21 protein-coding genes are annotated in these 22,849 nt (G+C 76.0%); 10 read left to right on the top strand and 11 right to left on the bottom strand.

Features of this window, described 5'->3' with window-relative positions:
- Positions 1 to 70: 70 nt before the first annotated feature.
- The 4 genes from ADK41_RS20385 to ADK41_RS20370 all read left to right on the top strand — a co-directional run bounded on the left by ADK41_RS20385 (position 71) and on the right by ADK41_RS20370 (position 4,082).
- On the top strand, positions 71 to 751 hold the full coding sequence (locus ADK41_RS20385) for an adenosylcobinamide amidohydrolase (RefSeq protein ID WP_030833205.1): 681 nt from the start codon (positions 71 to 73) through the stop codon (positions 749 to 751).
- Positions 752 to 991: 240 nt separating this feature from the next.
- Positions 992 to 2,647 (top strand): PP2C family protein-serine/threonine phosphatase, encoded by a 1,656-nt coding sequence (locus ADK41_RS20380; protein WP_051843461.1) that lies wholly within the window; start codon positions 992 to 994, stop codon positions 2,645 to 2,647.
- The gene (locus tag ADK41_RS20375; RefSeq protein WP_051843459.1) at positions 2,644 to 3,726 is read left to right on the top strand and encodes a cobalamin B12-binding domain-containing protein; all 1,083 of its coding nucleotides are present in this window, start codon (positions 2,644 to 2,646) and stop codon (positions 3,724 to 3,726) included. The genes ADK41_RS20380 and ADK41_RS20375 overlap by 4 nt, the downstream gene beginning before the upstream one ends.
- Positions 3,723 to 4,082 carry a hypothetical protein gene (locus ADK41_RS20370; protein WP_051843458.1) on the top strand — a complete coding sequence of 120 codons (360 nt, stop codon included), beginning with the start codon at positions 3,723 to 3,725 and terminating at the stop codon, positions 4,080 to 4,082. The genes ADK41_RS20375 and ADK41_RS20370 overlap by 4 nt, the downstream gene beginning before the upstream one ends.
- Before the next feature lie 39 nt (positions 4,083 to 4,121).
- Here ADK41_RS20370 and ADK41_RS20365 read toward each other — a convergent pair whose 3' ends face one another.
- From ADK41_RS20365 to ADK41_RS20355, 3 genes are read right to left on the bottom strand one after another with little or no spacing between them, the layout of a single operon-like run.
- A complete protein-coding gene (locus ADK41_RS20365; RefSeq protein ID WP_030833192.1) occupies positions 4,122 to 5,687 on the bottom strand; it encodes an FAD-dependent oxidoreductase in 1,566 nt (521 codons plus the stop codon).
- The gene (locus ADK41_RS20360; protein ID WP_030833190.1) at positions 5,684 to 6,415 is read right to left on the bottom strand and encodes a methyltransferase domain-containing protein; all 732 of its coding nucleotides are present in this window, start codon (positions 6,413 to 6,415) and stop codon (positions 5,684 to 5,686) included. The genes ADK41_RS20365 and ADK41_RS20360 overlap by 4 nt, the downstream gene beginning before the upstream one ends.
- Before the next feature lie 47 nt (positions 6,416 to 6,462).
- On the bottom strand, positions 6,463 to 7,656 hold the full coding sequence (locus tag ADK41_RS20355; protein ID WP_030833187.1) for a lycopene cyclase family protein: 1,194 nt from the start codon (positions 7,654 to 7,656) through the stop codon (positions 6,463 to 6,465).
- A 243-nt stretch (positions 7,657 to 7,899) separates the two neighbouring features.
- Here ADK41_RS20355 and ADK41_RS20350 point away from each other — a divergent pair, with 243 nt between their 5' ends.
- Genes ADK41_RS20350 through ADK41_RS20335 form a run of 4 tightly spaced genes read left to right on the top strand, consistent with a single transcriptional unit; the run spans position 7,900 to position 12,723 of the window.
- Positions 7,900 to 9,195, top strand: coding sequence for a polyprenyl synthetase family protein (locus ADK41_RS20350; RefSeq protein ID WP_078662105.1), 1,296 nt, complete (start codon positions 7,900 to 7,902; stop codon positions 9,193 to 9,195).
- The gene (locus ADK41_RS20345; protein WP_030833181.1) at positions 9,192 to 10,721 is read left to right on the top strand and encodes a phytoene desaturase; all 1,530 of its coding nucleotides are present in this window, start codon (positions 9,192 to 9,194) and stop codon (positions 10,719 to 10,721) included. Before ADK41_RS20350 ends, ADK41_RS20345 begins: the two co-directional genes overlap by 4 nt.
- A complete protein-coding gene (locus tag ADK41_RS20340) occupies positions 10,718 to 11,719 on the top strand; it encodes a phytoene/squalene synthase family protein (protein WP_030833178.1) in 1,002 nt (333 codons plus the stop codon). Before ADK41_RS20345 ends, ADK41_RS20340 begins: the two co-directional genes overlap by 4 nt.
- Positions 11,716 to 12,723, top strand: a complete 1,008-nt coding sequence (locus ADK41_RS20335; RefSeq protein ID WP_030833175.1) for a DUF5914 domain-containing protein — start codon at positions 11,716 to 11,718, stop codon at positions 12,721 to 12,723. Before ADK41_RS20340 ends, ADK41_RS20335 begins: the two co-directional genes overlap by 4 nt.
- Before the next feature lie 19 nt (positions 12,724 to 12,742).
- Here ADK41_RS20335 and ADK41_RS20330 read toward each other — a convergent pair whose 3' ends face one another.
- The 7 genes from ADK41_RS20330 to ADK41_RS20300 all read right to left on the bottom strand — a co-directional run bounded on the left by ADK41_RS20330 (position 12,743) and on the right by ADK41_RS20300 (position 18,635).
- Positions 12,743 to 13,624: an SDR family oxidoreductase gene (locus tag ADK41_RS20330; RefSeq protein ID WP_030833172.1), complete on the bottom strand. Its 882-nt coding sequence runs from the start codon at positions 13,622 to 13,624 to the stop codon at positions 12,743 to 12,745.
- Positions 13,621 to 14,094 carry a hypothetical protein gene (locus ADK41_RS20325; protein ID WP_030833169.1) on the bottom strand — a complete coding sequence of 158 codons (474 nt, stop codon included), beginning with the start codon at positions 14,092 to 14,094 and terminating at the stop codon, positions 13,621 to 13,623. The genes ADK41_RS20330 and ADK41_RS20325 overlap by 4 nt, the downstream gene beginning before the upstream one ends.
- Positions 14,095 to 14,139: 45 nt before the next feature.
- Positions 14,140 to 15,786: a phytoene desaturase family protein gene (locus ADK41_RS20320; RefSeq protein ID WP_030833166.1), complete on the bottom strand. Its 1,647-nt coding sequence runs from the start codon at positions 15,784 to 15,786 to the stop codon at positions 14,140 to 14,142.
- Positions 15,779 to 16,285: an SRPBCC family protein gene (locus ADK41_RS20315; protein WP_030833163.1), complete on the bottom strand. Its 507-nt coding sequence runs from the start codon at positions 16,283 to 16,285 to the stop codon at positions 15,779 to 15,781. Before ADK41_RS20315 ends, ADK41_RS20320 begins: the two co-directional genes overlap by 8 nt.
- A gap of 293 nt (positions 16,286 to 16,578) precedes the next feature.
- Positions 16,579 to 17,454, bottom strand: coding sequence for an oxygenase MpaB family protein (locus ADK41_RS20310; RefSeq protein ID WP_030833161.1), 876 nt, complete (start codon positions 17,452 to 17,454; stop codon positions 16,579 to 16,581).
- Between the two features lie 78 nt (positions 17,455 to 17,532).
- Complete coding sequence (locus ADK41_RS20305; RefSeq protein ID WP_030833159.1) at positions 17,533 to 17,799, bottom strand: hypothetical protein; 267 nt, start codon at positions 17,797 to 17,799, stop codon at positions 17,533 to 17,535.
- Between the two features lie 35 nt (positions 17,800 to 17,834).
- Positions 17,835 to 18,635: a restriction endonuclease gene (locus ADK41_RS20300; protein ID WP_037805002.1), complete on the bottom strand. Its 801-nt coding sequence runs from the start codon at positions 18,633 to 18,635 to the stop codon at positions 17,835 to 17,837.
- Between the two features lie 194 nt (positions 18,636 to 18,829).
- Between ADK41_RS20300 and ADK41_RS20295 the strand changes: the two genes are divergently transcribed.
- The gene (locus ADK41_RS20295; protein WP_051843472.1) at positions 18,830 to 19,495 is read left to right on the top strand and encodes a GAF and ANTAR domain-containing protein; all 666 of its coding nucleotides are present in this window, start codon (positions 18,830 to 18,832) and stop codon (positions 19,493 to 19,495) included.
- A 15-nt stretch (positions 19,496 to 19,510) separates the two neighbouring features.
- On the opposite strand, the gene ADK41_RS20290 is transcribed toward ADK41_RS20295, so the two are convergent.
- Entirely contained in the window at positions 19,511 to 20,092 is a 582-nt protein-coding gene (locus ADK41_RS20290) for an AMIN-like domain-containing (lipo)protein (protein ID WP_030833153.1), read from the bottom strand.
- A 153-nt stretch (positions 20,093 to 20,245) separates the two neighbouring features.
- Between ADK41_RS20290 and ADK41_RS20285 the strand changes: the two genes are divergently transcribed.
- Positions 20,246 to 22,837 (top strand): SpoIIE family protein phosphatase, encoded by a 2,592-nt coding sequence (locus ADK41_RS20285; protein ID WP_030833150.1) that lies wholly within the window; start codon positions 20,246 to 20,248, stop codon positions 22,835 to 22,837.
- Positions 22,838 to 22,849: the final 12 nt, after the last annotated feature.

Here is a 22,849-nt window from a genome sequence, read left to right as displayed (position 1 = left end):
CCCGCCCCCGTGCGCGGCGGGCGGCAGGCCCTAGGATCGGTCGGTCCGCCCCCGCAAGGAGCCCCGCCCGGTGACCGCCGTCCTCCCCCAGCCCCGCACCACCCCCGCCCTGCCGTCCCCGCGGCGCCTGACCCGCGCCGAGAACGGCGAACGGCTGCACGCGCTGCTGTGGACCGCCGGACCCGGCCGGCGGATGATCAGCAGCGCGGTGCTGGGCGGGGGCCTCGGCGAGCGGGCCTGGATCCTCAACGCCCAGGTCTCCCACGGCTACCGGCGCACCGACCCCGACCGGCACCTCGCCGGTCTCGCCGCCGCCGCGGGCGCGCGGGGTCCGGGGGTGGGGCTGATGACGGCGGCGGACGTCTCGGCGTACGCGCACGCGCGGGACGCCGGTGCGGAGGCCTACGTCACGGCGGGCGTCGACGTGCGCGGCTGGGCCGCTCGGCCCGGAGAGGGCGCGGGCGGGCCCCAGGATCCCGGCACGATCAACATCGTCGTCGCCGTGCCCGTGCCGCTGAGCGACGCCGCTCTGGTCAACGCGGTGGCCACGGCTACGGAGGCGAAGGTGCAGGCCCTCCTGGAGGCGGGCCTCGACTGTTCGGGCACGCCCACCGACGCGGTGTGCGTCGCCGCCCGCACACCGGTCCCGGACGAACGGGAATACACCTTCGCCGGTCCCCGTTCCCTGTGGGGAGCACGGCTGGCGCGCGCCGTCCACCGTGCCGTGCGCGAGGCCGTGGTCCCGGTCTGAGCGGCTCCGCCACCTGTGCGGCCCGCCCCGGCCCCGGTGGGCGGCGCGCGCGGTCGCGAGAGTCCGCGGGGAACGGGGCGGGCGAGGCGTAGGAGCCCCGCCTCGGGGTACGCGGCCGCCCGGCGCACCCGTCGTCGCCCGGTCGGGTTGATTTCGCGGACGCGGATGGGAGACCGTGGCAACGAATCCGGTTCTCCCGGCAGAGAGGTGGTGGGGTGCGCACGACGCGTGCCTGTGCTTGTGACTCCTTCCCCCGGTTCCCCCCCACACCCGCGCAACACGGACGTCCGTACCGGTCCGACGTGGAAGGACGCCCCCTACCCGGTCGTGGTCCTCGACGCGAAGGGCACGGTCGCGGACCTGAACCCGCCCGCCCGGCTGATGCTGGCGGACCACCACGACGGAGGCGGTCCGCGGGGCGCGGTGCCGGCCTGGCTGGCGGCCGCGCACCGTAGCCTCACCGACGAGGCGAACGTCACACCGGCGGTCCCGCCGGCCGCCGGAGCGATCGGCGACCGCTTCTTCGAGGCGCACCCCGGCCCGCTCACGGACGAGGGCGTCGTGTGGTGGCTGGTGGAGGAGACCGGCCGCCGCCGGGCGGAAGCGTCCCTGCACCGCGCCCGGGAGCAGGCGGAGACCCGCGCCATGGTCTCCAGCACCCTGCTGGCGTCGTTGAACGTGCCGCGCTGCACGGAGGTCGCGACGCAGCTGGCGGCCGAGCACCTCGCCGACGCCGCGCTGCTCGTCCTGCCGCCCGTCGGACGCCGCCACACCGTGACCCACGCCCTGCGCGGCGGGCCCGCGAAGCACACCACGCGCCAGTTCGACGCCCGTGACGTCCCCGGACTGGCCGAGGCCCTCCAGGGCTTCCCGCCGGTGCCCGCGCGCTGGATCGACCCCGGCGCCCTCCCCGAGTGGGTCGTCCCGGAGGGCTTCGGCGGGCCCGTCGGCTCCGTCATCGTCGCACCGCTCCCCGGCCACGGGGTGTCCGCCGGCGCGCTGATCCTGCTCCGCGCCGCCGCGGAGCAGGCCTTCACCCCGGACGAGGAGGCGTTCGCCCGGCTCTTCGCCGCACGCGCGGGCACCGCGCTGTCGGCAGCCCGCCTGTACAGCGAGCAGAGCGCGATCACCACCACGCTCATGAGGGAACTGCTGCCGCCGACCCTGGAGAGCCTGCACGGGGTGGACTACGCGGGGCGCTACCGCGCCGCCAGCGACCACGAGCGGATCGGGGGCGACTTCTACGACGTCCACCCCGGGGCCGACGCCTCGCAGGAGACGTTCGTCGTCCTGGGCGACGTGGCCGGCAAGGGCCTGGAGGCGGCGGTCCTGACCGGGAAGATCCGCAACACGCTGCACGCGCTGCTGTCCCTGGCCTCCGACCACCAGCAGGTCCTCACCCTGCTCAACGGAGCCCTGCTCAGCTCGCACCACACCCGCTTCGCCACCCTGGTACTGGCTTCCGTCGGGCGCGAGGGCCGCCGGGTGCGTCTGAGGCTGACCAGCGCCGGGCACATGCCCCCGCTCATCGTCCGCGCCGACGGCCGGGTCGAGGAGGCCGCCACCCACGGCACCCTCGTCGGAGCGCTTCCCTCCGTCACCGTGCGGACGGCCGAGGAGGTGCTCGAGCCCGGGGAGACGTGCCTGCTCTACACCGACGGCATCACCGAGGCCCGCGGCGGACCGCTGGGTGACGAACTGTTCGGGGAACGCCGTCTGCGGCAGGCGCTGGTGGAGTGCGCCGGCATGCCGGGGGAGGCGATCGTGGAACGGGTGCAGATGCTGGCCGCCCAGTGGCTGGGCGGCGGCGGCCACGACGACATGGCCGTCCTCGCCATCAGCGCACCGCGCACGGCGCCCGCCGGCGCCGGTGAAGACCCGAGGAGGGACACGTGAGCACGACCCGCCCACCGGCCGCCGTGCTGTGCGACGAGCTCTGGCGGGCGGTGCTCGAGGGCAGCGAGTACGACGCCGTCGACGTGGTGCGCGCCGGCCTCGACGCGGGGTGGCAGGAGGAGGACCTGCTGCTCGACGTCGTCGCGGCGGTGCAGAAGAGGATCGGCGCCGAATGGGCCGCCGACCGCATCACCGTCGCCCAGGAACACGCCGCCACGGCCATCAACGAGCGGGTGATCGCCGCCCTCGCCCACCGTCCGGCGGCGGGCCGGCCCGTCCCCCCGCACCGCGGGCGGGTGACGGTCACCTGCGTCGACGGCGAGTGGCACGCCTTCCCCGCCCGGCTCGTCGCCGAGGTCCTGCGGTTGCGGGGCTGGCAGGTGGACTACCTGGGCGCGCAGACGCCCACGCCCCACCTCGTCGCCCACCAGCACCACACCGACTCCGACGCCGTCCTGCTCTCCGGGTCGATCCCCACCCACCTGCCGGCCGCGCACGCGGCCATCACCGCCTGCCAGGCCGTCGGGGTGCCCGTCCTCGCCGGCGGCCGGGCCTTCGGCGAGGACGGCAGGTTCGCACGGGCCCTGGGCGCCGACGGGTGGGCCCCGGACGCCCGCGGCGCGGCCGCCGCGCTGGAGGCCGGTCTGCCGCGTCCCACGGCGGTCCGGCAGGCGGTCGACGACCTGCCGCACCTGGTGGACCAGGAGTACACGATGGTGGTCCGGGCCCGCAGCCGCCTGGTCAGACAGGTGCTGACGGACCTGGAGGCCCGGTTCCCGGCCATGCGCGGATACGACGACGCGCAACGGGAGCGGACCGCGGAGGACCTGGTCCACATCGTCGACTTCCTGGCCACCGCCCTGTACATGGACGACGCGGGGGTGTTCACCGCATTCCTGGGGTGGACCTCCGAGGTGCTCACGGCACGGGGCGTTCCGGTGCACTCCCTGGCCACGGGGCTGGACATCCTCGCGGAGCAGTTGCGCGACTTCCCCCGCGGCCTGCGCATCGTCCGCGCGGGCGCGGCCGCCCTGAGCGGCGGCGCCGCCGACGTCGCCGTCCGCGGCACCGCCGTGTGAGCGCGCCGCGGCGCACCGGCGTCCGCCCCGGAACGGACCCGGAGACCGCCACGCCGACCGTGCGCGTCGGCGGCGGGCCCGACGGCGCCGGCGGTGCGGAGCCGGTCGCCGTCGTGGCGGCGCACCTGACCGGGCCGGCCCCGCCGCATGCCGTGCGGCTGGACTTCCGCGGCCCGGCGGGCATCGATCCGCCGGGCCCGGCCGCGCTGCTCATGGTCCGCCGGCACAGCGGTGCCGCCCGCGCCGGCCTGTACCCGGGCGACCGGTCCCGCGTCCTCGAACGCCTGCCGCGGCGGACCGACGTCCTCGGCCGCCTCACCGCGGCGGGAGGCCGGCGGTCCGGGCCCGCCCGCTGATCCCGGCGGCCGGGCCCGGTGCCGGCCGCCGCCTCCCCGTCAGTCCGCCGGCCGCCGCCCCAGGCCCGTCAGGGACCGCAGCGGGGCGCCGCGTCCCCGGTCGGGCACCGTCCACAGGGTCTGTCCGCGCACTCCCCAGCGCTCCAGCAGGGCGTTGGCGGCGAGGAAGCCGGTCGTCGCGGCGCGTTCCATGAGCGCCACCGGCAGGTCGGTGCGCACCAGGTCGCCGGCCACCACGAGGCCGGGGTCCGGTGTGCGCACCGTGGGCCGGTCCGGGTACCCCCCGACGGGGAACAGCGGGCAGTCGGACCGCCACAGGTGGCGGACGTCGACGATCCCGGCGCCGCCGGTCTCCGGGTAGACGCGGCGCAACTGGTCGATCAGCGTCTTCTGCACGGTCTCGCGGGAGTCCTGGGGGTGCACCGCGTACGCGTGGAGCTCGACCACGGAGCCCCCGGTGCGGGCGGCCCAGCGGGCCGCCTCGTCCTCGTAGCGGTCCAGCACGCTGATGTTGTCGAGGCCGGCGTATCCGCTCGTGCCCAGGAAGGCGGGCCGCTCGGGTGCGACGGGCCGGTCCAGCCACAGGCGGGTGACCAGGAACGGCGGGGCGTTGCGCAGGCGTGCGACGCGTTCCCGCCACGGGCCGTCGCCCAGCCGGTCGGAGCGGGCGACCAGGGAACGCAGTCCCGCGGCGTCGAGGGCGAGGACGACGGTCTCGTGACGGCCCTCCTGCGCGGTGGTGGCGACCGTGTAGCCGCCGTCCCCGGCGGGGGCGACGTGCTCGACGGCCGTGGCGGTGCGGATGCGGGCGCCGTGCCGGCGCAGGTAGCCGGTCAGGGGTTCCCACAGGGCGGCGGGGAAGGGCGCGTCGGGCACGTCGAACAGCAGCCCTTCGGCGGAACCGAGGAAGTAGATGTGGAACATCAGGACCATCTCGGCGGCCGACAGCCGCCGGGGGTCGGCGAAGAAGCTGCGGGAGAACACCTCGAAGGCCAGGTGGCGGGCGCTGGGCGGGAAGCGTACGGCGTCGAGGAAGTCGTGGGCGCTGATGCCGTCCAGGCGCTCGTACACCTCGGGCACGCGCACGTCGAACAGTTCGAGGGCCGCGAGCGGTCTCATGCGGCGCAGGTCGCGCGCGCGGAAGGAGGGGCTGAGGGCGACGAAGCCGAGCGCGCTCCACGGCGGGGTGCGCGGGACGTGGCGGAAGCCGTCCCGCAGTCCGTCGCTGTGCCGCAGCGGGTAGTCCGGCAGGCCGGTGAGCCGCTCCAGGCCGGGGTCGGTGCGGCGCAGCAGACCGCGCAGGTTGTAGTACTGGCGGAAGAAGGCGTGGAAGCCCCGGCTCATGGTCGCCGGGGTGCCGTCGGCCAGGCCGGCCGGCCAGCCGCCGACCCGTCCGCCCAGGAAGGGTTCGCGTTCGTAGAGGGTCACGGCCACGCCGCGCTCGGCCAGCGCGGTCGCCGCGGCCAGGCCGGCGATGCCGCCGCCGACGACGGCGGTCGTCGGGCGGGCGCCCTCGATCCTGCGGGCCCCGGGCGGGGGCGCGAGGACGCGGGCGCGGCGGTCCCGGCCGTGCCGGGTGGGGTCCGGGTGGCGGAAGGGGGTCATCCCTGGTCCTCGCTCTCCGTACGGGGCCGTCGGCCGACGAAGGTGTGGGTGATGCCCGTCTGCCACCCCGGCAGGGGCAGGGCGCGCACCGCTTCGAAGCCGGCCGCGCGCAGCCGGCCGGCGAAACGGCCCGCGGTGTCGAACTCCACGACGCTGCGCCACAGATGGCGGTAGAGCCCGGCGTCCCCGAACGCGGTGGCCGTCGGCTGGACGATGCCGCGGCACACCAGGGTCCACACCGCGCGGTCCGCGCGCCGTCCGCCGAGCGTGTACTCGTGCACGCCCAGCCTCCCGCCGGGGGCCAGCAGTTCGCGCACGGCGGCGAGCACGGCGTCGGGGTCGGAGACGTTGCGGAAGAGGTAGGCCGCGAACACCGCGTCGAACGGTCCCTCCACCCCGGCCTCCGCCAGCCCTTCCGCCGGCGCCCGTACGAACGTCACCCCGTCCGGCCAGGCCTTGGCGGCGGCCCGTTCGAGCATGCCGGCGGAGGCGTCCACACCGGTGATCCGCGCGCCCGGCAGCACGGCGGCGAGTGCGGCGGTCGACGCGCCGGTGCCGCAGCCGAGGTCCAGGACGCGCAGTCCCCCGCCCCGCCGCGGCAGTCCCAGGCGGCGTGCCGAGCGGCGGAGGTGGGCGTGGTAGCCGGGGTTGGCGGCCACCAGGGCGTCGTAGCCGCGGGCGGCGTGGTCGAACGCGGCGGCGAGGTCCTCGTCGCGCAGCAGGGTCATGCGGTCTCCCGGGACAGAAGGGTCGGGGCGGGTGCGGGCGGTGGGGGTCAGGGGCCGTCGAACGGGCGGCGGGGCAGTGTGGGCAGGTCCAGCGCCGAGCGGAGCATGGGGCCGATCGGGGCGTGCAGACCGATGGCGAGATCCTCGTGGAGCCGGGTGCGGCCGTCCAGGAAGCGCAGCAGCCGCCGCATGGGCACGTGGGCGAAGAGGTGGGAGAACAGCGCGGGTCCGTCGGCCCGGCCGCTGTCCAGGGCACGCAGCAGGACGGCGTCCATGGCCCGGGAGCGGGCGGAGTGGGCGGGGGGCGGCACGGGGGTGCGGCCCCGGCGCAGGGCGGCGGCGACGGCGCCGGTCTGGCGCTGGATCCCGGCGAAGGTGTAACCCGTCGAGGGGCGGGTGGCGCCGCCCGCCGCGCCGATGCGGAAGACGGAGGCGCCGACCTGACGGGGGATCGCGGCGTCGGTCATCGGGATGACGCCCGTCTCGGTGGACAGGATCCGCAGTTCCCCCAGCCGGAGCACCTCCTCGGTGTACTGCCTCATCGCCGACTCGTAGCCGTCGGCGGTGAGGGGGCGCCGGGAGAACTCGGTGTACTCCACCAGCGCGTCGCGGCGGCCGACGGGCAGGACGTAGCCGAAGGACAGTCCGTCGGCGGGCTGGGGGGTGCGGAAGTCCATCAGCTCCGCGGTCCGGCCGTCGAAGACCGGGCGGGCGGTGCGCACGAACCAGCCGTGGAAGTGCTGCAGCAGCGTGGTGCGGGCGGCCGGCAGGCTGCCCGGGGGGCGTGAGTCGAACACCCAGCGGGCCCGCAGGGCGCGTGTCCGGCCGTCACCGTCCCCCAAGTGGACGAGTGCTCCCCCGGACACGTCCTCCACGGCCTCGACGGTCGCCTCCAGACGGCGTACGGCCGGGGCGGCGGCCAGGTCGTGGTCGACCAGCCGCTCGAAGTCGTCGGACCGGATCATCTTGTAGCGCAGCGGGGCGATGTCCCCGTCGAGCGCGGGGCCGGCGGGGGGACGCACCCGCAGGTGCCGCCAGGTCGCCGTGACGGCGGCGTCGAAGCGGCCCGCGCCCGCTTCCCAGTAGCACCACGTGCGGCGCGGGGGCCGCAGCGGGCCGGGCGGGGCGTCCACCAGGACGACCGCCGGAGCCCGCGAATCCGGCGCGGTCCGCGACAGACGGTGGGCCAGGGAGAGTCCGGCGGCGCCCGCCCCGACGATCGCCACCTCGGCGTCCAGCACGACGGCACTCTCCTTCCGCTCCTCGGCACACGCGCCTCGTCAGCATTCCTGCTTGTGTGCCCGATCGGATTCAGGTCACTCGAACGTGTGACGAACCGCCACCGGTGAGACCGGGCGCGCAGGGGGAAGGCATGCGGCGGCAGTTCGTCGGACCGTTCCGGCTCGTACCGCATCCGCGCGTGGCCCGCGAGCGGAAGGACCTCGGGCACGCGACGATCGGCGTTCAGGACGAGAGGAACCGGGATGGGCCCTACGCAGGCGGAGGATCACGACACGGCGAGGCCTCGGCTCGTCGGAGGCCCGGCGTCGCCACGCGCCCGGCCCGACGACGTCGACGTGGACGGCGGGCCGCGCACGGCGCGCCCGCCGTGGCACGAGGACGCGTCCGCCGTGGACCGGGACGTGGCCGGTGCGGTCGGACGCGTGCTCGACCACGTGCTGGCCGACCGGGTGGACCGCGCGCGCGACCTGGACCCCCTGTTCGGCGACGACGTGGCCGGACGCGTCGCGCACTTCACCCGGGCGGGCGGCAAGCGCACCCGCTCGCGTTTCCTGTGGTGGACGCTGCGCGCCTGTGGCGGGGAGAGCGCCGCCCCGGTCGCGGCGGCCCTGCGGATCGGCGCGGCGCTCGAACTGCTGCAGACCTGTGCGCTCGTCCACGACGACGTGATGGACGGCTCCGTGCTGCGCCGTGCGCGGCCCGCCGTCCACGTCGACGTCGCCGCCCAGTACGCGGACGCGGCGCCGGCCGGGCGCGCCGAGCGCCTGGGCGGCGGGACCGCCGTCCTCACCGGCGACCTGGCGCTCGCCTGGGCGGACGACCTCCTGGCCGAGGTCCCGCTGGAGGGCGGCGCCGCGCGGACGGTGCGGCGGCTCTGGAGCGACATGCGCACGGAGATGGTGGCCGGCCAGTACCTGGACCTGCACGGGCAGGCGACCGGGTCGCGGTCCCTGCCGCGCGCGCTGCGCACCGCACGCCTCAAGAGCGCCCTGTACTCGGTCGAACGGCCGATCGCCCTCGGGGCGGCGCTCGCGGGTGCGGACGACGGCACCACGGCGGCCCTCTGCGCGGCCGGGCGCTGTGTGGGCACGGCGTTCCAGCTCCGCGACGACCTCAGCGACGTGTTCGGCGATCCCCGGTACACCGGCAAACCGGCGGGCGGGGACATCCGCGAGGGGAAGCCGACCTGTCTGGTCGCGCTCGCCCACGCGCGTGCTGCGGCCGCCGGCGACCACCGCGCCCTGGACGTGCTCGAGCGCTCGCTCGGCCACGAGGCGCTCACCGGGGAGGGACTGGAGGAGGTGCGGGAGGTTCTGGCCGGTACCGGGGCGCGGGCCGCGGTCGAGGCGATGATCGACCGTCTGGTGGCCCAGGGGCTGCGGCACGTCGACGGCGCCCTCCTCGATCCGCACGGCGGGGAGCGGCTGCGGCTGCTGCTGGCCTCCGCGGCGGGTGAGGGCCCCGTACGGGACGCGCACGCCCGCGGCGCCCGGCCGGAACCCGCACGGGCGGCCGGCGGCCGGGAGGCCGGCCGGTGATCCGCACCGTGACGGGCCGTACGGACCACGTCGTCGTCGTGGGGGCCGGGCTGGCCGGGCTGTCGGCTGCGCTGCACCTGCTGGGCGCGGGCCGGCGGGTCACCGTCGTCGAACGGGACGCGCTGCCGGGCGGGCGGGCCGGGCGCCTGGACCTCGACGGCTACCGGATCGACACCGGGCCCACCGTGCTGACCATGCCCGACCTGGCCGACGAGCCGTTCGCCGCCGTCGGCGACAGTCTGCGCGAGCGTGTGGAGCTGGTCCCGCTGCACCCGGCGTACCGGGCCCGCTTCGCCGACGGCAGCGGCCTCGACGTGCACACGGAGGCCGACGCGATGGCCGCGGAGGTCCAGCGGTTCGCCGGCGCCCGGGAGGCCGCGGGGTACCTGCGGCTGCGCGACTGGCTGGAGCGGCTGTACCGGGCGCAGATGCGCCGTTTCATCGACGCCAACTTCGACTCCCCGTTGGGCCTGCTCAACGCCGACCTGGCCCGGCTGGCGGCGCTGGGCGGTTTCGGGCGGCTGGACGCGCGCATCGGGCGGTTCCTGCGGGACGAGCGGCTGCGCCGTGTCTTCTCCTTCCAGGCCCTGTACGCGGGCGTCCCGCCGGCCAGGGCCCTGGCCGCCTACGCCGTCATCGCCTACATGGACACCGTCGCCGGGGTGTACTTCCCGCGCGGCGGGATGCACGCGCTGCCGCGTGCCATGGCGGACGCCGCCGCCGACGCGGGCGCCGACCTGCGGTTCGGCCACGAGGTGAGCCGGCTGGAGCGCTCCGGCGACCGGGTCACCGCCGTCATCACCGACCAGGGCCGGATCCCCTGCGACGCGGTCGTCCTGACCCCCGACCTTCCCGTCGCCTACCGGCTCCTGGGCCGCTCGCCGCGTCGCCCCGTACGGCTGCGGCACTCCCCGTCCGCGGTCGTGCTGCACCTCGGCACCGACCGGACCTGGCCGCAGCTCGCCCACCACACCATCTCCTTCGGCGCCGCCTGGCGCGACACGTTCGGCGAACTCACCCGCGACGGCCGGCTGATGAGCGATCCCTCGCTGCTCATCACGCGGCCCACCGCCACCGACCCGTCCCTCGCCCCGCCGGGACGCCATCTGCACTACGTCCTCGCCCCGTGCCCCAACACCGACATCGGCCCGGACACCGCCGCCTGGACGGACCTGACCCCCCGCTACCGGGACGACCTGCTGCGGGAACTCGAACGGCGCGGCCTGGCCGGCCTGGGGGCCGCCGTCGAGGCGGAGTGCGTGGTCACGCCCGCGAGCTGGCACGCGCAGGGCCACGCGGCCGGTACTCCGTTCTCCGCGGCCCACACCTTCGCCCAGACGGGGCCGTTCCGCCCCCGCAACCTGGTGCGCGGCACCGGGAACGCCGTGCTGGCCGGCTGCGGCACCACCCCCGGCGTCGGCGTTCCGACCGTGCTGCTGTCCGGGAAGCTGGCCGCGGCACGGATCACCGGCGGTCCGAGGCGACCGCGTGTCCCCCTCACCGCGACGCAGGAGGCTTCCGCATGACCGACCGTGAACTGGACGCGGCGGGCGTCGGCGACCCGGCGCTGCGCGAGGCCTACCGCCGCTGCCGGTCGCTCAACGCCCGGCACGGCAGGACGTACTTCCTCGCCACCCGGTTGCTGCCCGTCGAGCGGCGCCCCGCCGTGCACGCCCTGTACGGCTTCGCCCGCTGGGCCGACGACATCGTCGACGCGCTGGGCACCGGCGCGGACACCGCGCGCCGGGACGCCGAACTGTCCGCGCTCGCACGCGAACTGGACCAGGGCCTGCGGGACGGCGACAGCGCCGAACCGGTGGTGCGGGCCCTCGCCGACACGGCACGCCGCTACGGCATCGACCACGCCCATTTCGCCGACTTCATGGCCGCCATGCGTGCCGACCTGGTGGTGACCGACTACGCCGACTACGCGGAGCTGCGCCGGTACATGCACGGCTCCGCCGCGGTCATCGGGCTGCAGATGCTGCCGGTCCTCGGCACGGTCGTCCCGCGCGCGGCGGCCGAGCCGCACGCGGCCGCGCTCGGGGTGGCCTTCCAGCTGACCAACTTCCTGCGCGACGTGGGCGAGGACCTCGACCGGGGACGCGTCTACCTGCCCGCGGACCTGCTCGCCGCGCACGGCGCCGACCGGGCGCTGCTGCGCTGGAGCCGGGACACGGGCCGCCGCGACCCGCGCGTCACCTCGGCGCTGAGGGAGTTCGAGGCGCTGACCCGGGGCGTGTACCGGGAGGCCGCACCGGGGCTCGCGATGCTGGAACCGGTGTCCCGGCCGTGCATCCGTACCGCGTTCGTGCTGTACGGCGGCATCCTGGACGCCGTGGCCCAAGGCGACTGGTCGGTACTGCACCGCCGGGCGGTGGTCCCCCGCCGGCGGCGCGCCGCGGTCGCCGCCGACGGGCTCGCCCGGGTGGTCGCGGCCCGGCTGCGCGCCCGTGGCGGCGACGGGCCCCCGGACACCCGTCCGCTCGATCCGTACCCGGCCGTCTCCGAGGAGGTCGCATGAGCACCGGACCCGCGGGCGGGCGCCGGCGTCTGCCGCTGTCCCTGCGCAGGCGTGCGGTGCCGTGGGACCGGCAGCGTCCCACCTGGCGCGAGGCGCGGCCGGCCGTCATCTCCGGGGCGCTGAAACGGGCCCAGGCGCGTCCGTCCGGCAACTGGTACGTGGTGGGCGCCTCCCGTGACCTGCGCGCCGGCCGTCCGCTGGCGCGGACCGTGGCGGGACAGGAGGTGGTGCTCTGGCGGGACGCCCGGGGCCGCCCGGTGGCCGGGCCCGGGATCTGCCCGCACCTGGGCGCGCCGCTGCGGGACAGTCCCGTCCGCTGCGGGACGCTGGTGTGCCACTGGCACGGACTGGCCCTGGACGGCGGTCCCTTCGCGGGGTGGGAGCCGTTCCCGGTGCACGACGACGGCGTACTGCTGTGGATCCGCCTGGACGCGGTGGGCGGCGAGGCGCCGCTGGACGCGCCGGTGGTGCCGGTGCGGCCGGACCGGGCCCTGACGGCCGTGTACACCGGGGTGGGCACCTGTGAACCCGAGGACGTCGTGGCCAACCGGCTCGATCCCTGGCACGGGGCCTGGTTCCACCCCTACTCGTTCGTCGACCTCACCGTGGCCGGCGCGCCGGACGGCTCGGACGGGAGCGGGGACGCCTTCACCGTGGACGTGTCCTTCAAGGTGGCGGGACGCCTGGTGGTGCCGGTGCGGGCCGAGTTCACCGCGCCCGAGCCGCGCACGGTCGTCATGCGCATCACGGAGGGCGAGGGGGCCGGCTCCGTGGTCGAGTCCCACGCCACTCCCCTGGGCACGGACGACCGGGGGCGGCCCCGCACGGCGGTCGTCGAGGCGGTGGTGGCCGGGTCCGACCGTCCGGGTTTCGCGCTGGCGCGCGGCGCCGCGCCCCTGCTGCGCCCGCTGGTGCGGGCCGCCGCCGGGCGGCTGTGGCGCGACGACCTGGCCTACGCGGAACGTCGCTGGGCGCTGCGCTCCACGGGGCGCTTCCCGGGCTGACCCGGCCGGCCCGACCGGGTCACGGGCGCGTTCGGCCCGCGGCCCGGTCGGCCTCGCCGCCGGCCCCGAGGAGCCCGGTGTGCCGCAGCGGTTCCTCGGCCTCCAGCCGGGCCAGTTCCCGGCGGGCCACCCGCAGCACGACCGGGGGCAGCGCGGCCCGCGCCGCCTGCGCCAGACGCAGCCAACGGGGCACGTAGACGGCCCTGCTGCGGTGTTCCACCGCGGCTCCGAGCCGGGCGGCGACCTGGTCCGCCGGGTACAGGCGCCGGGCCGGCGGCGGCATGTGGCCGCGCAGCTCCCGCAGCACGGGATGACGGTCCGCGTCGCGGATCATGTCGGTGTCGGTCCAGTTGAGGTAACCGATGCCGACGGCGACGCCGTGGTGCGCCACCTCGGCGCGCAGGGAGTGGGCGAAGGCCTCCACACCCGCCTTGGAGGCGCAGTAGGCGCTCATCATCGGGGCGGCGCCGATCGAGGCCAGCGAGGCGACCTGGAGGTAGTAGCCCTTCGTCGCCAGCAGATCCGGCAGGAAGGCGCGGGCCGTGGCCGCGCTGCCCGTCAGGTTGACGTCGATCACGCGGCGCCACAGGGCCGGGTCCGAGGTGACGAACGGGCCGCCCTCCGCGACACCGGCGCAGGCCACCACGGCGGAGGGGACGCCGAGGCGTTCCCCGACCCGTCCGGCGGCCCGTTCCAGCGCGGCCTCGTCGGTGATGTCGAGCTCGCACACCCAGGCCCGGGTGGGCAGGCTCTCCGCCACCGCTTCCAGTCCGGACCTCTCGTGACCGAGCAGCGCGATCCGGGCGCCGCGCCCGGCGAGGTCGCGGGCCAGGGCGGCGCCGACCCCGCGCGCGGCGCCCGTGACCACGACGGTGCGGTCGCGCAGCGGGCCGCCGCTCATCGGCCGCCCCCCGCGCCGGACGGCGGGCCGCTGTCGGGGCGGGCCGTGTGGTCGGGGTGGCCGGCGGTCCGGCGGGCCTCCTTCATCTCCGCCTCGTAGAGGTGGTCCCGGCCCTCGGCCAGTTCCTCGACGGCGGCCTGTTCGATCTCCTTGAACGGGCGGTGGTACGTGGCGTCGTAGGCCTCCACGATCTGGAACGTCCAGTGCCCGGGGATCACGTTGCGGCCCAGCACCTGGGTCCGCACCGTCTCCGCCCAGTCCGGGTGCCCCGCCTTGCGCAGCAGTTCGACCGCCCGGTCGAGTTCGAGATCGGCGGTGCCGGTGAGCTGGTGGAAGCTGTAGAGGTGGCCGCGGGCCCGCTCGGTCGTCTCCAGCGCCTTCGACAGCGAGCCGAGCGCCTCCACCATCTCGTCGCTCACGCCCTCGGGGCGCCGATGGGCGAGGTCGGGTCCGTCGTCGTGTCGGATCATCGTCCCGTCTCCGTGGTTCGTGGTCGATGGGGTCGTGCGCACCGGTCATCCACCGCCGTTCCCGCCCTTGCCGGGTTGTCGGCGGCCGGTGCGGTCGCGGCGGGCCAGCAGCCGCTGCGCCCCGGCCAGGCCCGGTGCGAGGGAGCGGCGCAGCGCGGCGCGTGCGGCGTTGGCGCCCGGCGCGCCGTGCACGCCGCCGCCCGGGTGGGCGCCGGCGGACGCCAGGTACAGGCCCTTGACGGACGTCTCGGGACGCCCGGTGCCGGGGACGGGGCGGAAGAACAGCTGCTGGTGCATGGCGGCGGTACCGCCGTTGATGGCGCCGCCGTGCAGGTTCCGGTCGAGGGACTGCAGGGTGGGCGGGGCGAGGATCCGCCGGGCCCTGATCCGGGACCGGAAGCCGGGCGCGAAGCGTTCCACCTGGCGCTCCACGCGGTCGGCCATGCGTTCCTGCTCCTCGGCGCCCCAGGCGCCGGTGAGCGCGTCCTCGCCCGCGTCGCCGGTGACGTCGTGGGGCACGTGGGTGTACGCCCACGCCGACTCGGTGCCCCGCGGGGAGCGGGACGGGTCCGACGTCGTCATCTGGCCGAACAGGCAGAAGGGGCGGTCGGGGACGCTGCCGGTGGCGAGCTGGGCGGCGAAACGGGTGAGTTCGTCGACGCCGTCCGCGAGATGGACGGTGCCGGCGCCCGCGGCCTGCTCGCACCGCCAGGGAACCGGCCCGTCCAGCGCCCAGTCGACCTTGAAGGTGGCGAAGTCCCACTGGAAGCGCCGCAGGTCGGACTGGAGCTGGGCGGGAACGTCCTCGGGGCCGAGGAGTTCGCGGTACAGGGCGGGCACCGCCACGTCCGCGAGGACGGCGCGGCCGGCCGCGAACGTCTCGCCGTCGGCCGTGCGCACCCCCGCCGCCCGGCCGTCGCGCACGAGGATCCGGTCGACGCGCCTGCCGCAGCGCAGCACCCCGCCGCGCGTCTCGAGGCGGCGTGCCAGGGCCTCGGTGAGGGCCCCGGAGCCGCCGGCCGGCACGGGGAAGCCGTACGTCTGTCCGAGCATCGACATCAGCCAGCCGAAGCCGCCGCTGCCCGCGGCCTCCGGGGCCAGGTCGGCGTGGAGCGCGTTCCCGGCCAGCAGCAGCCCTCCGCCCTCGCCCCGGAACTCCTCCTCCGCCATCCGGCGCACCGGCAGGACCAGGGTGCGCGCCATGCGCAGCCCGCCCGTGCCGCGCAGCTTGACGGCCAGCCGGATCCCGGAGCGGACGGGCGGGAAGGGGGTGAACAAGGCGTCCAGGAGATCCGGCCGGAGGTCCTCCCACATGGCGTGCAGGCGGCGCCAGGCGTCCCCGTCGCCCGGCGCGAAGGCCTCCAGCGAGTCGGCGGTGACGTCGACGCGGCGGTCGAGGACCGCGCACCGGCCGTCGCTCAGGGGATGCGCGACCACGTGCGGGGCGTGGCTCCAGCGCAGCCCGTGACGCTCCAGGTGCAGCCCGGAGACGACCGGGGAGGCGGCGGCGAGCGGATAGAAGGAGCTGCAGAGGTCGCTGACGAACCCGGGGTCGACGCCCCGGTCGTGGCGCACGGCCCCGCCGGGCTCCGGCTGCTCCTCCAGCACCTCGACGCTCCAGCCGGCGTCGGCGAGCAGGTTGGCCGCGACCAGCCCGTTGGGACCGGCCCCGATCACCACGGCGTCAGGCACGGGCGCCTCCCTCGCCGGGGACCGGCGACACCACCTGGCCGAGGGACCGGTTCCGCTCCGTCTCGGCCGCATCGGCCTCGCAGATCTTCGCCAGCCTGGCGAGCATGGTGCGGTGGCGGATCTGAATCAGGGCCTCCACGGCCACGTTGTGCACCGCGCCGCCGGCGCCCTTCAGCGGGTGCTCGTCCACGATGACCAGGCAGTGGTCGCCCCAGGGCCGCACCTCGATGGCGATGCGGGCCGTGCCGAGGGGGCCGGCCTTGGCCTCCAGCTCCAGCATCTCGCCCGGCAGGCAGCGCCGGACGACGGTCTCGTTGGACAGGCTCAAGGGCCCGAACCGCACCTCGTAGGCGATCGCCGAACCGAGCTGCGGCCAGTGGCCGCGCACCGGTTTCGACGAGGAGGTGCCCACCACCCAGTCCGCGTACCGGGTGCCGTCCTCCAGGACGGCCCAGACGGACTGCGGGCTCGTCCTGATCAGATGATGGCGAACCGCCACTTCGTCCTCCCGTGTCCGTGCGTGACGTCAGTCGGCGTCAGCACTGAGTGCCCCTTCTGACCGGGATCAACCGGCGCCTGTGTGTCGGGGCGGGAGGATTGTGCTGTGCGGGGCGCCCCGCGTCGGGGCAGGGGATCCGCGCAGCCCGACGCCCTGCGAGGCGCCCCGCGTCGGTACGGGCCGGGGCGGGGTCACGCGGCCCGGCGCTTGCGGGGTGCCGTCGCGCCCACCCGTGCCGCCCCAGCGGCACGACTGCCCGCGGGAACGGGGGAGCGCGGTGAGTGCGCTCGGTGTCAGGCCGGCGTGTCGCGGGTGGGGGCGAGGGCCCAGCGGATGGCCGAGGTGACCGCGGTGCCCAGGGGGCGTACGCAGACGTCCTCGGCCGGGGGCACACGGGGCAGCCACAGCGCGCGGGAGGCCCAGCCGGGCAGCAGGGACACCGCGTTGGCGGCGAGGACGCCGTACGGCACCCGGGCGAGCAGCGGGACGGGCGGGTTGAGCAGCAGGAAGCGGGCGGTGGAGCGCGCCTCGGGGGTGGCGCGCAGCTCGGCGCGGTAGGCGGCCAGCCGCTCGGCGAGTCCGGCGCGGTCGACCGGCGGGTCGGGCACGCCGAGCGCGGTGGCGACGCGCGCCATGTCGGCGACGTACGCGTCGCAGCCCTCGTCGTCCAGGGGACGGGCGCCGTAGCGCTGGTGGGCGCGCAGGAACATGTCGACCTCGGCGATGTGCACCCAGCACAGCAGACGGGGGTCGGACGCCCGGTACTCCTCGCCGTCGGCGGTAATGCCGCGCACCGTCTCGTGGACGGCCCGCACCCGGTCGACGGCCTGCTGGGCGCTGTCGGCGGTGCCGTACGTGGTGGTGGCGAGGAAGGTGCTGGTGCGCTGGAGGCGTCCCCAGGGGTCGCCGCGGAACCCGGAGTGCCCGGCGACGGCGGCCATGGCCAGCGGGTGCAGCGACTGCAGCAGCAGGGCCGACAGTCCGCCGATGAACATCGACGCGTCCCCGTGCACCCTCCTGACCGGCCGGTCGGGGCCGAACCAGCGCGGGCCGGGCGTGTCGTGGATGCGCGCGCGGTTGTCCGGGCCGTCCGGGCCGGCGACCCGGGAGAAGATCGCCCGGCCGATCCGGTCGCGCAGCGCCGAGCCGCCTTCCGTCAGCAGTCCCATGGCTCGCCCCACTTCCTGCCGCGCCCCGACGACCCGTCGGCGTCCACGGTCACACCTGCCCCGTACCCGGCCGGACGGCTAGGGAACGTCGCCCCGCCAGTCGTACACCCGGGCGTCGGTGCCGCGGGGCACGTACACCGCGCGGCCGCCCGTGCCGTAACGGCCTATCTCGGTGGGCAGGCCGACGCCGTGCCTCAGCTCCGTCTCGCCGCGGTCGGTGACGTCCAGCAGCAGACCGTCCAGCGGGCCCCCGGCCAGCTCCACGTACGACCGCCCGTCGCGCGGGCCCGGGTCGTCGTGGTCCGCCCCGTAGACCCGGCCGCGCATGAACTCCAGTTCGTCCATACCGGCAGGATGGCATCCGGCACTGACAACGGGGCCTACGCCTGCGCCCCGTCCACGCCGACCGCCCAGGGTTCCGGCGCCCTCCCCTCGCTCCAGGCGAGCAGGGCGTCGCGGTTCACGCACACGATGCCGCACTGCTCGGCGTACTCGACGGCCGGCGCGGTGAAGTCGCTGGTGGTGACGACGAGGGCGACGTCCGCCTCGTGGACGGTGAAGCAGGTGCCGCCGAAGCGCTGCAGGTCCTGCGAGCCCACCTTGTTGTCCTCGCCGTAGCGCTTGCACTGGACGACGAGACGGCGGCCGTCGGGGGTCAGGGCCGTCACGTCGGCGCCCAGGTCCCCCGCTCCCCCGACCACCTCCACCCGCGCGCAGCCGTCCCGTACGCACAGGTCGGCTATCGCCGCCTCGAACTCGTCGGGGCTCAGGGCGTCGTGGGCGACGCCCGGGGCGACGGGCGCGACGACCGTGGGGAGGACGTCGTCGTACGCTCCGGCCGGTGCGGGGATCACGGGCCGGAGGGGGGAGGGGGCGGGGTCGTCCAGGGCGTCGAGCGCCGTCGAGGTGCCCCGTTCCAGGGCCTCGCCCGCCCGGCGGGCGATCCTCGCCGCGGACAGCCGCCGCCGTCGGCGTCCGTGGGCCAGCAGGACGGCGACGACCACGCACAGCAGGACGACGGCCCACACCGGGCGCCGCTGCACGACTCCGGCCAGCGCGCGCACCGCGAAGCCGGCGACGATCAGGGCCGTGGCGAGCAGGCCGAAGAACATGGCCGTCGCCCGCAGGTCGAAGCGGCGCCCGCGGCGCCTCGGACGCGTACGGCGCCGGTGCATGGTCACCCTGGTGTTCCTCTCTCGCGGCCGGCAGGACGTGCGCCCCGGGGTCCACGGGGCTCCCGAAGATCGCCTACGCCGTCTGCCCCGGATCCGGCCGTTCACCGGCGTGCCGCGCATCGGTGCGGGGTAGGGGCGGTGTGTGCTGACTAAGGCATCCTGGGAGGCGGACGGTGGACTGGCGGAACTTCGCGCGGCAGATGGCTTCCATGGCGCGTGACCTCCTGGCCGAGCACACCCTCGACTCGACCCTGGAGCAGATCACGCGCAAAGCGGTGGAGCTCGTCGACGGCTGCGACGCCTCCGGGATCCTCGTCCTGCGGGGGGACCGGGTGAGTTCGCTGGCGCCGACCGCGCAGTTCGTGGTCGACAGCGACCGTCTCCAGGGGCGCCTGCGCGAAGGGCCCTGCTTCGACGCGGCCCGGCCCGACCGGGCCGAACGCCTCTTCCGCATCCCCGACTTCACCGCGGACCCCGAACGCTGGACGTCCTTCGTGCCGCGCTGCCGGGAACTCGGGGTGGGCAGCATGATGGGCTTCCTGCTGTACACCCGGGAGGAGGAGCTGGGCGCCCTCAACATGTACTCCCACAAGCCGGGCATGTTCACCGAGGACAGCGAGACGGCCGGCTGGCTGCTGGCCTCCCACGCGGCGGTCGCCTTCTCCACCGCCAAGACCGACGCCCAGTTGCAGGACGCCATCGCCACGCGGCATCTGATCGGCGAGGCGATGGGCATCCTGATGGGCCGCCACCAGGTGACGGAGGACCGGGCCTTCGACCTCCTGCGCACCCGCTCCCAGCGCACCAACACCAAACTGCGCGAGGTGGCGCGCCGGGTCTGCGAGACGGGCGTCCTGGAGCGGTGACCGCCCGGCGGTCGCTCAGCGGTCGCCGGTCCAGCCGTGGGCGACGTCGATCACGAGGTGGCCGTCGAGCCGCAGCACCCGGAACGGCAGCCGCGCCCGCGTGCCGAGCCCGATCTGGGTCTCGCCCTCGAAGCTGCCGGCGAACCGGGCGTCCCTGAACGTGCGGTACCCGGTGAGGTCGACGCCCGGCAGCGGGCCTCCGGCGCGTGCGGGGTAGGCGGGCTCGCCGCTCTCGGGGTCGTACGCGGGCGCGGCCACCCGCACCTCCAGGACGGCGCCGCCGGAGACGGGGACGGGCCGGCCCGATCCGTCCTGGCGGATGCGGTCGACGTACCGGACGGAGTAGCCGAGGCCGCCGCTCGTGGCGCCGGGCAGATCGACGACCATGCGGTCGTAGCAGTCGTGCCGTCCGGTCCTGACGTCCCGTACCGGCGTGGCCGTGCTGCCGGGGCCGGACTCGGGCAGGCTGCCCCAGCCGGTCGGACACGCCGTGGCCGTCGCCGCCGTCGCCGGGGCGGCGACGGCCGGGGCGGCCGCCGTGGTCAGCGTGGCGCCCACGAGCACGAGAGTCGCACAGACCATTCTCTTTTGTAGCATTTTCAGCCCCCTGGGCTCGCATCCTTCTGGTATCGGGTGAGACGACCGGGATACCCCGAAGGTTGCGGCTCCGCCGCGCCGGACCGTCCGGCATGGCACATCCTGAGGGGGAACGAACGGATGTCCCGTGCGTCCGCACCGGGAGGACGCGACATGGATGACGCAGCCGCCGCACCGCGCCGGGAGCGGCCGGCGGACGTGCCCGGCCGCGGCGCCGGGGAGGGCGCGGGCGCGGACGGGCTCCGGACGCCGCATCCGGCGGCCCGGATCGAGGACGCGCTCGCGGAGCCCGTGGTGGCGGCGGTCCAGGACATCGGCGGATACGGCGGACTGGTGTACCTGCGCTCGCGGGACCGGCGCTCGCTGGTGCTGTGCGTGGTGGCCGGCGTCCCGCGGTCGCTGCTGAAGACCTGGTGGCGGGTGCCCGTGGGCGGCGCGCTGCCCATGTCCGAGTCGTACCGCAGGAGCGAGAGCATGTGGCTGCCGGACGAGCGGGCCATGATGCTGCGCTTCCCGCAGTTCACCGCCGCGCTGCCGTACTCGTTCGGTTCCGCCTTCCACCCGGTGCACGTCGACGGCGAACCCGTGGGCGTCCTGTCCGTCCTGCGGTCGGCCGCCCGGGAGCCGATGGACGAGCGGGCGGTGCGGGCGGCGCTGCGCGCCGCGGGGCGGGACATGGAGGAGCGCCTCACCGGGTTCGCCCGCCGGATGCCCGGCCGGGAGGGCGCGGACGCCGTGGCGTACGGCATCGACTACGACGACCAGCCGGTCGGTGTGAAGCTGCCCGCCCCCTCGCTCGGGGCCGTGTCGGTCGGCATGGTCGAGTGGGACCTGGACGGCGACCGGTGGTCCGGGGACGACGACGCGCTGTCCCTGCTGGGCGTCGCCCGGGAGGAGTTCGGCGGCACCATGGCGGAGGTCGAGGACCGGGTGTCCCCCGACGACCTGTACGAACTGCGGGCGGGCCGGCGGGAGGCGGCGGACACCGGGCAGATCAGGGGCCGGCACTTCAGGGTGCTGGAGGAGGCCGGGGACGACGGGCGGATCCGCTACCGGCCGGTCGAACTGTGGGGCCACGTCGTACGGGTGGAGGGGATCGCCCGGCTGCTGGTGGGCGCCCTCGTCGACGCGGCCGGCGGGGTCACCGCGGCGGAGGCCGCCGAGCGGCTGCCCGACGGGGTGTTCTCCCTGGACCAGGACGGCCGGATCATCTACGCCAACCGCCGCTGCCAGGAACTGCTGGGCTGCGACCTGGACCACATGCTCGGCCACTACCCGTGGGACGTGCTCCCCTGGCTGCGCGATCCGGCCTACGAGGACCGCTACCGGGCCGCGATGCTGTCGCAGGAGCCGGTGTCGTACCTGGTGCACGCCCCGGACGGCGTCTGGCTGGGGTTCGTGCTCTATCCCGGGGTGCACGGGCTGACCGGCCGCGTCTTCCTCACCAGCGCTCCCGCCGGGGCCGAGCCGGGCCGGTCCCTGGCGCCGCCCGGCCCGGACACCGCGGCGACGCCGGAGCTGGTCGGGACGGCCCGCGCGGGAGCGCTCTACCACGTGGTGCAGATGGCCAGTGTGCTGACCGAGGCCGTCACCGTCAGGGACGTCTGCCTGGCCGTCGCCGAGCAGCTGCTGCCCGCGTTCGGCGCGCAGGAGATCGCCCTGTACACGATCCGCGACAGCCGGATGCACCTGCTGTGGGAGTCCGGTTATCCGGAGCACTTCCTCGACGGGTTCGAGGGCGTGCCGCTCACCGCGAACCTGCCCGGCGTGCACGCCCTGACCACCCGGCTCCCGCTCTTCTTCGAGTCGCCGGAGGCACTGGTCAACGCCTACCCCCAGCTCCTGTTGGACACGATGAGCGCCTGGGCGTTCCTGCCGCTGATCGCCTCCGGCCATCCGGTCGGCTCCTGCATCCTCGGCTGGAACGCGCCGCACCGGTTCACTCCCGAGGAACGCACCGCGCTGACCGCGCTGGGCGGTCTGACCGCGCAGGCGATGGAGCGGGCCCGGCTGTACGACGCCGAGTCCGCCGTGGCGCGGGGGCTGCAGGAGGGGCTGCTGCCGCACCGGCTGCCCGCCATCGACGGGCTGCTCAGCACCGGCCGCTACCTGCCGGGCACCCAGGGCATGGCCATCGGGGGCGACTGGTACGACGTGATCAGGACGGGACGGGGGGTGGCGCTGGTCATCGGCGACGTCGAGGGGCACAGCGTCGGCGCCGCCGCCGTCATGGGGCAGCTGCGCAGCGCGGTGCACGCCTTCGCCGCCAGCGGCCGGCCGCCGCAGGAGGTCATCACCCACACCAACCGGCTGCTGGCGGAGCTGGAGACGGACCTCTTCGCCACCTGCTGCTACGTCGAGCTCGACCCGGCCACCGGCCGTGCCCTGGCCGTCCGGGCGGGCCACCCCCCGCCCCTGCTGCGCCACCCCGACGGGCACACGGAGAGCCTGGACCTGCCCGGTGGCGTACTGCTCGGGGTGCAGCCGGAGGCCGTCTACCCGGTCACGGCGCTCACCCTGGCTCCCGGCAGCGTCCTCGCGCTGTACACGGACGGGCTCGTCGAGACGCCCGGCGGTGACATCGAGACGGGCATCGAGGTGGTCCGGCGCCGTCTGGCGCGCAGCCGCACCGACTCGGTGGAGGAGCTCGCCGACCGGCTGGTCGGAACGGCCCGCCGGACCGAGGAACGCCCGGACGACGTGGCGTTGCTGCTGACGGCGTACGACCGGCGGCCCGACCGCTGACCGCCGGTCCTC

Origin of the sequence: Streptomyces caelestis (assembly GCF_001279005.1) — a bacterium.
Taxonomy (GTDB): domain Bacteria; phylum Actinomycetota; class Actinomycetes; order Streptomycetales; family Streptomycetaceae; genus Streptomyces; species Streptomyces heliomycini.
Note: the sequence above shows the minus strand (reverse complement) of the source record. Positions and strands in the feature narration are given on the sequence as shown.

What these genes read in the sequence shown, in the direction of transcription:
- ADK41_RS20365 (WP_030833192.1), bottom strand. Translation starts at nt 5,687, where the DNA reads ATGACCCCCTTCCGCCACCCGGACCCCACCCGGCACGGCCGGGACCGC.
- ADK41_RS20360 (WP_030833190.1), bottom strand. Translation starts at nt 6,415, where the DNA reads ATGACCCTGCTGCGCGACGAGGACCTCGCCGCCGCGTTCGACCACGCC.
- ADK41_RS20350 (WP_078662105.1), top strand. Translation starts at nt 7,900, where the DNA reads ATGGGCCCTACGCAGGCGGAGGATCACGACACGGCGAGGCCTCGGCTC.
- ADK41_RS20340 (WP_030833178.1), top strand. Translation starts at nt 10,718, where the DNA reads ATGACCGACCGTGAACTGGACGCGGCGGGCGTCGGCGACCCGGCGCTG.
- ADK41_RS20335 (WP_030833175.1), top strand. Translation starts at nt 11,716, where the DNA reads ATGAGCACCGGACCCGCGGGCGGGCGCCGGCGTCTGCCGCTGTCCCTG.
- ADK41_RS20330 (WP_030833172.1), bottom strand. Translation starts at nt 13,624, where the DNA reads ATGAGCGGCGGCCCGCTGCGCGACCGCACCGTCGTGGTCACGGGCGCC.
- ADK41_RS20325 (WP_030833169.1), bottom strand. Translation starts at nt 14,094, where the DNA reads ATGATCCGACACGACGACGGACCCGACCTCGCCCATCGGCGCCCCGAG.
- ADK41_RS20310 (WP_030833161.1), bottom strand. Translation starts at nt 17,454, where the DNA reads ATGGGACTGCTGACGGAAGGCGGCTCGGCGCTGCGCGACCGGATCGGC.
- ADK41_RS20305 (WP_030833159.1), bottom strand. Translation starts at nt 17,799, where the DNA reads ATGGACGAACTGGAGTTCATGCGCGGCCGGGTCTACGGGGCGGACCAC.
- ADK41_RS20295 (WP_051843472.1), top strand. Translation starts at nt 18,830, where the DNA reads ATGGCTTCCATGGCGCGTGACCTCCTGGCCGAGCACACCCTCGACTCG.
- ADK41_RS20290 (WP_030833153.1), bottom strand. Translation starts at nt 20,092, where the DNA reads ATGCTACAAAAGAGAATGGTCTGTGCGACTCTCGTGCTCGTGGGCGCC.
- ADK41_RS20285 (WP_030833150.1), top strand. Translation starts at nt 20,246, where the DNA reads ATGGATGACGCAGCCGCCGCACCGCGCCGGGAGCGGCCGGCGGACGTG.